Source organism: Sulfuricurvum sp. IAE1 (assembly GCF_004347735.1).
Lineage (GTDB): Bacteria > Campylobacterota > Campylobacteria > Campylobacterales > Sulfurimonadaceae > Sulfuricurvum.
Genome location: NZ_SLTI01000052.1, coordinates 1 through 12,859, shown reverse-complemented (window position 1 = coordinate 12,859; position 12,859 = coordinate 1). Strand labels below are relative to the sequence as shown.

11 protein-coding genes are annotated in these 12,859 nt (G+C 50.4%); 3 read left to right on the top strand and 8 right to left on the bottom strand.

Translation table 11 applies throughout. From position 1 onward, the window contains the following. Nucleotides 1-87: 87 nt before the first annotated feature. Genes E0765_RS07615 through E0765_RS07595 form a run of 5 tightly spaced genes read right to left on the bottom strand, consistent with a single transcriptional unit; the run spans nt 88 to nt 6,856 of the window. Nucleotides 88-486 (bottom strand): hypothetical protein, encoded by a 399-nt coding sequence (locus E0765_RS07615; RefSeq protein WP_132812636.1) that lies wholly within the window; start codon nt 484-486, stop codon nt 88-90. Continuing rightward, a complete protein-coding gene (locus tag E0765_RS07610) occupies nt 486-1,673 on the bottom strand; it encodes an ethylbenzene dehydrogenase-related protein (protein WP_132812635.1) in 1,188 nt (395 codons plus the stop codon). Before E0765_RS07610 ends, E0765_RS07615 begins: the two co-directional genes overlap by 1 nt. Beyond that, nucleotides 1,673-2,806, bottom strand: a complete 1,134-nt coding sequence (locus E0765_RS07605; RefSeq protein ID WP_132812634.1) for a 4Fe-4S dicluster domain-containing protein — start codon at nt 2,804-2,806, stop codon at nt 1,673-1,675. The genes E0765_RS07610 and E0765_RS07605 overlap by 1 nt, the downstream gene beginning before the upstream one ends. Nucleotides 2,807-2,815: 9 nt before the next feature. Further along, nucleotides 2,816-5,728 carry a molybdopterin-dependent oxidoreductase gene (locus E0765_RS07600; RefSeq protein WP_223175689.1) on the bottom strand — a complete coding sequence of 971 codons (2,913 nt, stop codon included), beginning with the start codon at nt 5,726-5,728 and terminating at the stop codon, nt 2,816-2,818. Between the two features lie 9 nt (nt 5,729-5,737). After that, nucleotides 5,738-6,856, bottom strand: coding sequence for a sulfurtransferase (locus E0765_RS07595; protein WP_132812633.1), 1,119 nt, complete (start codon nt 6,854-6,856; stop codon nt 5,738-5,740). Nucleotides 6,857-7,162: 306 nt separating this feature from the next. Here E0765_RS07595 and E0765_RS07590 point away from each other — a divergent pair, with 306 nt between their 5' ends. Genes E0765_RS07590 through E0765_RS07580 form a run of 3 tightly spaced genes read left to right on the top strand, consistent with a single transcriptional unit; the run spans nt 7,163 to nt 9,166 of the window. After that, nucleotides 7,163-7,768 carry a hypothetical protein gene (locus E0765_RS07590; protein WP_132812632.1) on the top strand — a complete coding sequence of 202 codons (606 nt, stop codon included), beginning with the start codon at nt 7,163-7,165 and terminating at the stop codon, nt 7,766-7,768. Next, complete coding sequence (locus tag E0765_RS07585) at nt 7,765-8,136, top strand: hypothetical protein (RefSeq protein WP_132812631.1); 372 nt, start codon at nt 7,765-7,767, stop codon at nt 8,134-8,136. The genes E0765_RS07590 and E0765_RS07585 overlap by 4 nt, the downstream gene beginning before the upstream one ends. Then, a complete protein-coding gene (locus tag E0765_RS07580) occupies nt 8,126-9,166 on the top strand; it encodes an Mrp/NBP35 family ATP-binding protein (protein WP_132812630.1) in 1,041 nt (346 codons plus the stop codon). The genes E0765_RS07585 and E0765_RS07580 overlap by 11 nt, the downstream gene beginning before the upstream one ends. Nucleotides 9,167-9,212: 46 nt before the next feature. Here E0765_RS07580 and E0765_RS07575 read toward each other — a convergent pair whose 3' ends face one another. The 3 genes from E0765_RS07575 to E0765_RS07565 form a co-directional block, all read right to left on the bottom strand. After that, on the bottom strand, nt 9,213-10,046 hold the full coding sequence (locus tag E0765_RS07575) for a hypothetical protein (protein WP_132812629.1): 834 nt from the start codon (nt 10,044-10,046) through the stop codon (nt 9,213-9,215). Continuing rightward, a complete protein-coding gene (locus tag E0765_RS07570; protein ID WP_132812628.1) occupies nt 10,043-10,993 on the bottom strand; it encodes a hypothetical protein in 951 nt (316 codons plus the stop codon). Before E0765_RS07570 ends, E0765_RS07575 begins: the two co-directional genes overlap by 4 nt. 179 nt (nt 10,994-11,172) lie before the next feature. Continuing rightward, nucleotides 11,173-12,363, bottom strand: a complete 1,191-nt coding sequence (locus E0765_RS07565) for an OmpP1/FadL family transporter (RefSeq protein WP_132812627.1) — start codon at nt 12,361-12,363, stop codon at nt 11,173-11,175. Nucleotides 12,364-12,859: the final 496 nt, after the last annotated feature.

The window sequence follows — 12,859 nt, the reverse complement described above, 5'->3', positions numbered from 1 at the left end:
CGGATTGTCCCATACGATGGCTTGCAAAGAGCCAAGAAGAAAAGATTACAAAGGATGGCCGGACCGGAACCGGTCCGGGTCAAAGGATTACAGACATCCCTTGAAGAACGATTTTTTCGGCGGAGGAGGTGCTTTGAACTCCGTTGCCTTGATCGTATTGCTCGCTTCGTCGAGCACACCGACGATAACAACGCCGTTTTTGTTCATCCCCTCTTTGAGTTCGGAAGCTTTAAGCTTGCTGGTATCGATGGTGTACGTTTTCCCTGTTGCGTGGACAAACAGAGCAACCGGTGCATTTGTCGATTCACCCGGATTGATTTTTTTGAAACATCCGTCGGATCCGCACGCGTATGTTTCGAGATAACAATCCGCGAACGCACCCTGTGCCGCGCATGAAGGCGTCGTCATGAAGCCTTCGAACTCTTCTGGCTCGTTAGCGAACGCACTGAAAACCAGTGCGGCGCAAAGCATTGCAACTTTTTTCATTATTCTGCCTCCGCTTTGAGAGTTTTGAGATACGCCACGATGTTCTCAACAGTCTCTTTATCCAAGAAACTGAAGTCGGTCATCGTCGAAACGCGTTTCCCTTTTTCAATATTGTACCAAGGTGTGTTGGCGTGTGCATTACGATTGTAACCTGGTACGACAACCGCAGACGGTTTTAAGATTGACTCGCGCAGATACGCTGCCGTCGAATATCCGCCCGCGTTGTGCAGGGCAGGCCCCATGAACGATTTCGCATCCGTTGCTTCAAGCTGGTGACATCCGTTACAACCGTTCGTCATTGCCGCTTCTTTACCTTTGGCCGCGTCGCCTTTGGCATCAGTAGTGAGTTCCGCTACCATCGCCCCGTTGGGCTTTTGTCCCTCGAGGTTGATCGCAACCCAAGAGCTGAGGTTTTTCAGGCCGTTACGCCCCATGTTCGTCCCGTCCCAGACGGCGATCGATACGGGAACCGTACCGCCCAGGTTGACGTACTGGTCTTTCAATGGACGAACCAGTGATCCGTTCCATCCGCCCGGTACATACGTCATCGAAGCGTTCGACTGAACCGACTTGTCTTTGATTTCGGTCAAAGAGCGGAAACCTTCGGCGACAAACACGCGCTCGAAATCGGTGTTGGCGAGTGCGGCGACTTTGGCGTCAAAGTCGGCCAGCTCTTTGCCGAATACGCCGGTTTGCTGACGGTTGATCTGCATACCTACGTCTTTGTTTCCGTTGGGCTCGTAAACTTTAGAAGTCGCTTTCTGGAGGTGTACGATAACCGGACGCCCCTCAGAACCCATACCGATATACGGAAGCGGCTGAGGTTTTTTCGTCGCCGCTGCAAACTGTACCGCGAATCCGTCGCTGTACGTATCGCTGCATTTGATTCCCTGAACGTCTTTGGTTTTATCGGCCCATTTGACCATCAACGCGATGTTTTTACCGTCATGAACGGCTGCAACCTGCGCTTTTTTCGCTTTTGCTTTCGCCGTCAGTTCGTTCGCTTTTTTGTCATTGAACTCGATCGCCGTCTGCGGGTAGAGGGTTACCGTTTCGAATTTCGCTTTTTCCCATACGGAAGCGTCATTGACGTTCGCAACCTTCGCCGCAGTGATCAGCGGCTCGGCAGCAAGCGCCGCCGAAGCGGCAACACCCAATGAAAGGATAGATGTAAGAAGCTTTTTCATTAGTGGTGTCCTCCTGCAGTATGCCCGCCGAACAGAGTCTGCGTGTGCCCTTTGGTTGTAAATTTACCTGCAATGTAGCGGGTATCTACCGGTGCCAGAGGATTGCGTTTGTTCTCTTTGGCAACCTGCTGGTAGTAGTTGTTGTCGAGGCGGAACATATCAGAGTGCTGATACGCGATCAACAGATCCATCAATTCGCTGACACCCGTCTCTTTACGTTTTTTCATTTCGGCTTTGAGCGTTTTAATCGCATCGTGTACGGCCGGTCCGAAGAGTTTTTCGAGTTCTTCGATCGGAAGACGCGTCGAACCTTCGATGATTTTTCCTTCCGCATCGAATTTCGCCGGAGATTCGGTCGGAGGAATATAGTATACATTAGGCTGCGTGCCGTAATCGCTGCGCAGTCCGAGCGCTACTTTGTACTTGTGTACCAGTTTGTGTACCTGAGACTCTTCGTCATCCAGGAATCCTACGAAACGGATACGTCCGACACACTGCTGCGCACATGCCGGCGGCAGACCCTGCTCAACACGCGGGAAACAAAGGATACATTTCTCTGATTTAGAGATTTTCGGGTTGAAATAGATCTTTTTGTAAGGACATCCCGCGATACAGTAGCGGTATCCCTGACAGCGATCGAGGTCAACGAGGACGACGCCGTCTTCTTCACGTTTGAAGATCGCGTCACGCGGACACGCGCTCAAACAGCCCGGATTCGTACAGTGGTTACAGATACGGGGCAGGTAGAAGAAATAGTTGTCCTGCGGGAACATACCGGCACCTTCGTCCTCATCCCAGTTCGGTCCCCATGTCGGAGAAACGTGCGGGTGGAACGTATGGCTGTCGGCCTGGCCGCCCATCAACGATTCGTAGTTGTAATCCCAGGGTACCCCGTAATCAGCTTCGAGGTTGGGGATCACACCCGGCTGGAGGTCGCCGGCCGCGTCGAATCCGCCGCCCAGCTCCATCCAGTTTTTGGGATAACCCGTACCCGGATAGGTTTCGACGTTATTCCAATACATATATTCACGACCGTTACGGTTCGTCCATTGCGTTTTACATGCTACGGTACATGTCTGGCACCCGATACATTTGTTCAGGTCCATTACCATTGCTAATTGTCTTTTAGACATTACTACCCCTTAATACTGTACGTCTTTAGCTTTTTCGAAGTTCACGGCCCCGTCGTATGCGTACTGGTTACCGTCCCAGAGACCACCGAATTTCAGGTGCCCCCAACCGTCAGCCATTTCGAGCAGGTTCAATGCCGTCGGAACGACTTCGTTGTGCCCTTTGTTTTTCAGATACATGTACGGTTCCCATCCGTGTTCAAGAACCAATCCGTCCGCCGGTGCGGAAGAAGAGAGTTTCGCCATCGCATAGAATTCGCCCAGGGCGTTGTAAATGCGGATGGTGTCGCCGTCTTCGATCCCTTTGGCTTTCGCGACGACGCGGTTGACCTGAATTGCAGGAACACCGCGCTGAAGGCGCAGAAGCGTACGTGACGTTTTGTAGTTCGAGTGGATCGACCAGCGCGCGTGCGGCGTCATGAACACGTACGGATAGTCTTTCGACTGAGGACGGATCCCTTCCATACCGGTGTTGGTCGCAGCACCCATTTTGATGAACAGCTCATGGTCGACGTAGAACGTCTGACGTCCTGATACCGTCTCAAGACGCTCGAACTTGTAAAGGTGATCCTCGTTCGAGTTGAACGGACGATCCGAATACAACGGTGAAGATTTCGCCGCTTTTTCATTGATCAGCAAGAATCCGCCCACTTTGTACATTTTCTCCATTGTCCACGGCTCGTACTGCTCACATTTCTCTAACGCTGCCTGAACCGCCATTTTGTCGGTTCCGAGGTAAACTTCACCCGCACCTTCGGATTCGGCATCCGTGTTGGTGAACTCTTTATGGAAAATCGTCAGGTCGTGGAAACCGGGTTTCGCAAACTTCGGATGGTCTTTTACTTTCGCTTTAGAGACGTTTTCCGGGCGGTTTGCCAGTTCTTCGAGTTTTTTGGCGAGGAACGTAAACATTGACCACTCATCCATTGCCTCACCGATGTTTTTGATGTTCGCAACCGGCTGCGCCAGGTTGGTGAAACGGTGGTAACCCGGAGAGGTACGGAGGTCGTATACCTCATAGTGCGATTTTGCCGGCAACAGGATATCCGCGAACTGAGCCGCTTCAGACATACGGTAGTCGACGTAAGCGTAGAACTTCGTTTTGTTCAGGAACGCTTTACGGTAATCGGACCCTTTGTTACGGCGGAATTTCGAGTCGGCGACGATCAGCGCACAGTCAGGCTGCCACCAAGGTTTCACGACATTTCCGTGCTTGGATGCCTGGTTTTTCTTGTCGTTTTCACCGTCTTTGAGGAGTTCGGAAAGAACCGCCATGTACTCTTTTTTGCTCATGCCGTTTTGGGCACGTTTGACATCTTCATCACTGAAGTATTTGTCGAACGTCTCAAGACCGTCACCGAATACGAATTCGCCGACAAAGCCCGAACCGAAACGGGGGTTGTATTTACCGCTGAAGCCCGAGAGAGCACCCAGACCCGAAAGGGTAAATTCATTTTCGGTATTGATACCGCCGTATGGCCCCATACGTCCTGTCAATCCGCAGATAGACGCGATGTTCCAGATCGTCATGACACCGTTGAAGTATTTGTTCAACGAGAATCCGGTCGTAATTTCGACCACTTTGGGGATCGCGATATCACGTGCCAGCTGACGAACGGTGTCAGGGTGAACCCCTGTAATCTCTTTCGTAGCTTCCGGAGCGAATTTCGCCGCCGATTTTTTGAGCATTTCGAAAACAGTCGTCACTTTACGTGTGTGACCGTGCATGTCTTTGATCGTCCATGTACCTTCGAGCGCCGGTACGATACCCTGCTCGTCAAGACGGAGCGATTTGATGGCAGAGCCTTCGGTACCCGGCATCAGCGCGATCTCGTTTTTCGCCGTGTTCCAGCAGTAGAACTCTTCCATGAATTTGTGGTGATCTTCATCGTTTTTCGCGTGTTCCATGTCGGAGCGGCGGATGAATTTTTGTGTTTCGACATCTACAAGGAACGGAAGATCGGTAAACGACTTCATGAACTCCGGCTTATAGAGTTTTTCGTTCAGGATGACATTGATGACGCTCATCGCGAGGATATTGTCCGAACCGGCTTTGATCGGGATCCACAGATCCGAGGATTTTGCCGTCGCGTTGAACTCCGGAGTAATCGTGATGATTTTCGCTCCGTTATATTTTCCTTCCCATACGAAGTGGGCATCAGGAATACGTGAAACCGACGGGTTACCGCCCCACATGACGGCCGTATCGACGGTATACATGAAGTCCCATGTACAGCCGAGGTTACCTTCACCGTACGCGATCGCCGCACCCGAGAACATATCCCCAAGGTAAGAAGACGGATAGATACGGATCGCACCCAGCTGTGTCGAGAAACGAAGAGGAGCACCACGGCGCCCTTCGGTCAGAAGACCCGTACCCGCGTGAACCATCAGTTTGTCCGGTCCGCGTTCAGGATCGGTCAGACAGTTGAAAATCTGCTGGCACACTTCTTCGGCCGCTTCATCCCAGCTGATCCGTTTCCATTTACCTTCGCCGCGTTCACCGACCCGTTTCATCGGGTAGAGGATACGGTCTTTCTGGTACATTACCTGTGAATGCTGAACCCCTTTGTTACATCCGCGCGGGTTGAAGTCGGGGATTTTGGCGTTGATAACCGGATAGCGCGCAGACTGGTTTTCACGGGTGACGACACCGTTGTTCGACCAAACTTCCCACGCACAGTTACCTTGACAGTTAACACAGTGGTATGCGAAGCCGTGCTCTTCTTTTTTACCGTATACGAACGAAAATTCGTTGCGGTACATCTCTTCGGTATAGCTGGTGTTCGGGTAGTTGTTTTTCCCGTTTTCCACCGAAACAACATTCGTTTTTGCGAAAAGTGAACCCTGAGAAGCCACCAACGCAGCCGTCATTCCCGATACTTTCAGGAAGTCACGGCGGTTATTATTCATTACTTTTGTCATAGTTCTGCCTTATCGTTTAATCGGAAGGTTCATATCGTTGCCCCAAACGTCCCAGCTTCCGGTGAAGACTTTGACGTTTTTATAGCCGAGGAGCTGAAGCGCCGTAATGTGCTCAGAGCTGCGTCCGGCACCTACGTGACAATACGCATAAATCGTTTTGTCTTTGGTGATGCCGTATTTGTCGTACACTGCCTGAATTTCTGCCGCAGAACGGAAAGAGAGCTTTTTATCCGCATCGGAGATCTGGCTCCACTCGATGAACGTTGCACCCGGAACGTGTCCGCCGCGGGCGACGTTGTCCATTTTACGCTCACCCATGATTTCGCTCATGCTGCGTGAATCGATGATGACGTATTTGGAGTTTTTACCGTTTTTGAGGATGTCTTCCATCGCGTGCTTGACTTCTTCTTTGCCTGCGATGACGCTCCAGTTGATCTTTTTGGGATCGATTTTATATTTTTTGGGTTTGACGACTTCATCCCCTTTGACGACGAGAAGGCGTTTTTCGACTTCCGCCATTTTCGCGCTCAGTGCTTTGGCGTCTTCGGAAGCTTTTTTGAGCGCCGCTTCGAGCGCCGCTTTGTCCGCACCCTCTTTTTTCAACGCCTCTTTGGCGTCTTTTTCGGCTTTTTTGGCCGCTTTGAGGTCTTTGTTCAGTGCATCGTACTCTTTTTGAGCCGGATCGATCGCCATGATTGCCGCACGTCCGCCGTTAAGCACTTTGACGTTTTTGTGACCGAAGCTGTCAAAGAACGAATAAACACCGGTGGCATTCGGACCTTTGAAATCGTCGTACGCGATAACCGTCATATCGTTGCTGATCCCTTTGCTGCCGATATATTTTTCGGCATCGTCAACACAGCGGTACAGCGGTGCGCAGTGCATCTCTCCGTCAATTTCTGAATGGTGAAGGTGGTGAGCGTACATCTCAACCGAACCTTTAATGTGACCGAGTTTATAAATATCTTCGTTATCACCCGATACGAACATCACTTTTGGATTACCGATCAGCTTGACCGCTTCTTCGGCAGAAATCAGGATATTTTTGTTAGCATATCCATCAGCCGCCATCGCGGCTGCTGCCGACAGTGATGCCGCAACACACAGTGTTTTTAGCAATCTGTTCATCCGTGCTCCTTGTTTTTAGTCTGCACACTCAAGCGGTGTGATTAATTACGGAATTACCGCCTCCATTATAGGTTTGGGACTCTTAATTACTGTTAAATTGCCCGTTTTCCCGCACACTCCTATTACAATATGTTACATTGTTATCACATTTTTGAGACATACGATGACTGAGTGTTTTTTTACGTTTTCTTATATACCGCCTATCTGTTTTTTCACTTATGCACGCATATTAATACTTACCATTTAATCACTTTTTGATAGTATGCGATTAACTTTTTAGACTTTTGTTATTTTCAAGGAAAGAGAATGAGCGAACTTACCGTATCCGCCGCAATCGCAGCATCCGATACCGCCAGACTGATAGAATTTTTGGAAGACAAAACGCTCCCCATCGAGCAGGTAGCCCAAATCTATGACGCCTTTAAAACCCACAAAGAGATTGTCGGTCAGGTCGCCATGAACCTCTCTTTGCGCACTTCGGTCTACGAACGTGACAAAGAATACAGCCCCCTCATGGTCGAACTGCTGATCGACATCGCCTCCAACCCGGTCGATATGGGAGCCCGTTGGGCCGTAGCCAAAAACCCCCATACCCCGGTCGAAGTCCTCCGCCATCTCGCAAACGATTCGATCAACCTTGTCCGCGCCCTCGTCGCGACCAACCCCTCGACGCCGCCTGAAGTGCTCGAAAAATTCTTCAGCGACGAAAAGATTGTCCGCGACGGACTTTCAGGCAATCCCAACACACCGGCCAAGCTCCTCAAAGTCCTCGCCGACGACAATGACAAAATGGTCCGGATGCGGCTTGCCGAAAACCGAGGCGCCCCCAAGGAGGTCGTTTCCCTGCTCCTCAACGACACCGATCCCGATGTCGCCAAAGCGGCCGAAGTTAATCTCGGAGGGCGTGCATGAGACAGCATCACGAACAGCAGAGTAAATATTTTTCTATCGAAAACCATTTTCTCAATACCTTTTTTTCCGGCCTCTATCTCAGTGCGGCCGATTTTATGGCACTGGGCCGCGAAATCGGCCTTCAGATGCAGATGCACTCACGGGAAATGCTGATCAAAGAGCTTTTGAATAAAGCCGACGAAAACGGCAAGATCGGCGATGTTATCGCATCGATGAACCGTCTTATCGACGAGCGGATCGCTGAGTGCCATCGCCTGAGCCTGGACTATCCCGGAACACGCGGTGCGCTTGCGAAGCTCGCCCAGAAAGCGACGGGAAGCAAAGCGCTGTTGGCCCGCGAAGTACGGGGGAATCCGTATGAACACTAAAGAATTCGAATCGGCTCTTCACGCCCTTGCCTATCCCGGCCTCTCACGCACCCTCGGAGAACTCAAACTCATCTCGGAAGTCAAAGTCACTGACAAGCGCGCCAAAGTCGAGCTTCTCACGGTAAGCGACGATTCCTATCTCACCGTCAAAGCAGCCATCGAAGCGGCTTTTTCCGAGCGCTTCGAAACGCTTGAAATAACCAAAAAAAGCACGGCACAAAAAGACATCAACTACGGCAACAGCGCCGCACCCAACAACCGTGCGCCGTATGCGAAAAACGTCATCGCGGTCACAAGCGGCAAGGGTGGGGTCGGGAAAAGTACCGTGTGCGTCAACCTCGCGATCGCGCTGGCGCAAAAGGGATACAAAGTCGGTATTTTGGATGCCGATGTCTACGGTCCCAATGTTCCCCGACTGACCAATACCGATCTGGAAAAAATTAAATGGAACGATGACAATAAAATCGTCCCAAGCGAAAATTACGGGCTTAAAATCATGAGCGTCGCCCTCACGACTCCCACCTCGGACACTCCGCTGGTGTGGCGTTCCTCCGTTGCCGTTTCTGCCCTGATCCAGTTTCTCGAAGACGTCGCGTGGGGCGAACTCGATTTTCTCGTCATCGACATGCCTCCGGGAACCGGAGATATTCAGCTGACAATGGCACAGGAACTTCCCATTACCGCCGGGGTCATCGTCACGACGCCGCAGCTCGTCGCCAGCGACGATGTCAGCCGTGCCATCCGAATGTTCCAGGACATCCACGTCCCTATCGGCGGGCTGGTCGAGAACATGAGCTACTTCGTCGCTCCCGACACGGGGACGCGTTACGATATTTTCGGCACGGGGGGAGGCGAACGCCTGTCTCAGCGCTACAATGTCCCTTTACTGGGTCAGATTCCGCTCAATATGGAGATCCGCGAAGGTTCGGACAACGGTGAGCCGCCGGTGGCATTGGGGAACGACACGTTAAAAAGCTATTACAGGGAAGTGGTGGAAAAACTTCTGGAGACAACGAAGTTCAGAGTGTAAATTCGTCTCCCGCATCCGAAAGATGCGGGCTACTTTCGGGAGTCAGTTATTTAAAAATCTTCTTCAGATCGTTTTCGATCGCACCCGGAACGGTCGCAATCGTCATAAATTCACTCATCGTCAACAGCGGATAGCTGATCGCGATAAAATATTTTGCGCTGAGCGCTTTGGCTTTGCCGTCCTCGATCAATACCGCCCACGGAAGCAGTTGACCGTTTTGTGTTCCGATCTTCTTGACAAATCCTTTGGTCCGGCGGTCCAGATCGACAAACGCGACATAGCGGTCATCGGAGAGCTTCACGACGGCCGTCGTCCCTTTGGCATTTTGGGCTTTGGCGACGAGATCGGCCGTTGAACCTTCGCCTACGATCATCATGTCTTCATAATAGGGCATCCCGATCATGAAGTTGTATCCGGCGAGTTTGGCGAATTCCCATTTATCGGCAGAATCCTTCAGCGGCCCGAACGCTTTTTCCAACGCTCCAAGGTTAGCTGCGGCAGCCGCATGGCTGTACTCTTTTTGCATAAACGCTTTCCCGAAATAGACGGGGCTGGCGATGCTGATCTGCTTGCGCTCATCGTCAACCAACAGGCGACCGACCGCCGCCAGCCCACGCGTTGCTTTGTCAGCGGAAGCTTTCATCTGCGCATTGGTAAACAGCACCGTCGTTCCGGCGTCCCCTTTGCTTGTTCCGACTACCTCAAACCCTGCAGATGCAAGTTTTGACTTTGTATCCTCTACCGATGCATAAGGAGCGATTTTATACGCCGCAACCTCTTTTTCTGCCGGAGCATTCCCCTCTGTGGAAGGAGAGATGCCCGCACATCCGGAAAACGCGACGACAATTGCCGCTGAAATTAAAGAGAGGAACTTTTTCATAGCTCTTTCGCTCCGAGTTCTTTCATGATTTTAGTAATCTCGACATCCAGCGCGTTGATCGAATCGACCATTTTCTGATCTTTGATCCCCATTACCGCAGTCCATGTCGCCAGACGCGGCATACCGATCATGATTTTGTTTGACCCTTTTTCGATATACATGTACATTGAACACGGTGCGAACGCACCCGCGTCGGGACGCCCCTGGTTAAAGATCCCTTCGGAAAATTTAAAATGGCACAGTGAGTAAACCCAGTACGCATCGAAACGGCCGAATTCGATGTTTGCATCGGTCATCGACGCCTTGATATCTTTGTACCCGGCGATGATGTACTGGTTCCCCTCAAACGTCTCTTCGAATTTCCCTTGGAAATCGGCGATCACGGTTTCCAGGCTTGCACCGCGCTCAATCGGGAGTTCAAACGTCATCATCGGCTTGGCCGGAAGTGCGCTGTACTCGGTATATTGGACTTTGCTTCCGATCTCTTTTTCGATCATCGCATCGAGCGCCGGGAACGTCGCGATGAATTTCGCACGGACATCGGCATCTTTGACTCCCGTAATGTCGAGCATTGTCTCGGGGGTTACGTGTCCGACATATGTTTTGTTTTCACCCTGTTTTTTGTACACGTGCAGGTTGAAAGGGCTGAAACCGCCGAGCGAAGGCTCTTTTAGCAAAAGAGGGCCGACATCGGCGTCTTTCATGACCGAAAAGAACCCGAGGTTGTCGAGGTTAGTCCCGCCGTATTTGGTTTTGTACGCGTCATTGATGCGCTCATGCGGATCGGAGAGGACAAAACCGATGGTGCTGATTTTGTTATTCACCATATCCATATACGCTTTTTCTTTGTCGCCGTCGCCGACATAGAATTTGGCCCCTTGGGCACCAAAGGCCATGGAAGCGGCCAGTGAAAGTGCCGCAGCACCCATCAAAAGTTTGTTTAGCATCGTTTTCTCCTTCGTAACATCGCTTTCGTCGTTGTGATAATCCTCGGATTAAAGGGGGATATTGTATCACAAAGCCATCAAAAAACGATAATGACAATTCAACGTTTTGGACTCTAATTATCGTATGGAAAGGTGAATGGATTGTGAATCCCCCGAAAGGGGGAAACCGGAAACTTCGATTAGAAGTTGAAGTTGAGCTGAGCGCTGATGCCCTGCTGGCTGTGTTTTGTCGAAGTTTTGTTGTCAGCAGTCATACCTGTTGTCGCAAACGTATCTTGTTTTTCGTCTGCATAAACATACGCCAGATCGAGTGACGTCATTTTGGTAAACGCATAGCTTCCACCTACAGTATAGTGTTTTTCAACAATACCGGGGAACCCGAGGAGATTGAACATATTTTTGGCGGCGGCATCGGTACCGAACTGCTCTTTAATCGGGCTTTTTGCGTAGTTGTAACCGGCGCGGAGAGCCCAGTTGTCCTGCGCATACTGGTAACCGAACATGTAGACATTCTGATCATCCCATCCGAATGTTTTATACCCTTTTGCGTCGGACCATTTGATTCTTTTGTAATCGAATGCGAATGTATGCCCGTCCGTCGTGTACGAAAGACCCGCACCGATTTCAGCAGGCTGCTCGAGGTTGTCTCCATGTCCGGCACCGCCGTTCATACCGAATTGAACCGTTGCTTTGGAAAGCTGCCCGTCGTATACCATATCGATTGCCGATTTGTACGAAACACCCACCGTCAGACCGTTGGTTTCATAGGCCAAACCGATGTTATAACCGGCGCCGAAATCCTGCGCAACACCTTGTGTCGTACTGTCAACACCTGCAGGTGTCCGGTAGTTAATGTCCAATGAACCGTACTGGAGAACCGGTGCGATACCGACCGATACGCCGCTGTCAGAATACGCCAAAGGAACGGCAAACTGCATCAACTGAAGGTTGGTAACCATTTTATAGTTGTTGAAAGTACCGCCGGTTTGTGAACGGTAGTCAACACCCATTCCGGCTGTACCGAACATACCGATACCCCATGTAAAGTTTTCAGAAACTTTCTGGGCAAGAGACACTTCAGGGATAACACTCAGGTCGGCATTGCTTTTTTTGAAACCTTCGCCTGTAGTCGATTCAACATCCGGCATGAAAATTGTACCGCCGAACGATACTTCCGTACCTTTAACAGTAGAAATCAGTGCAGGGTTGGTCAGAGCCGACTCAGCACCGTGACTCATACCGATACCGACGCCCCCCATACCGCGTGCTTTTGCACCGGTACCGATCAGGTGGTCACCATTTGTCGCGAATGCGGATGTTGCAGTAAGCGCCACAGCAGCCGCTACGGCAAGTTTGATTGAACGTTTCATCAATTCTCCTCGATAAGTTATAGATAGAGCCTTAAAGGCTCGCTCCTGGCATCATTATAGGGGTGTCAAAATTAATTCAAACTTAACACGAAAATATCACACTATTTTTTTTTCTTATAAATCAAATCATATTTGTAATATGACGCTTTATTAGTTTTATAAATAGTATATTTATCGTCAAAATGGGTCGGTATCATGCACTACGGTGGCATAATGACCCAAAAGGGGACACAAGGGGTAAAAAATACCTTTTTGAAGAAAAAAAAGATATGTTTAGAAAAGTAACACAGAATGTGACAATTTTGTGATGCTGTAAAGAGATTAGACAAAAATTGTAAGGGTAAAAACAAGGATTGGAAAGTTATTTCTGATTTTAAAAGGGGGTTATGAGTAGAGAGTAATCTTGCGGCCTGGCGGCGACCTACGTTTCCACACCTGAAAGATGCAGTATTATGAGCGAAGAGGGTCTTAGCTTCCGGGTTCGGAATGGGGCCGG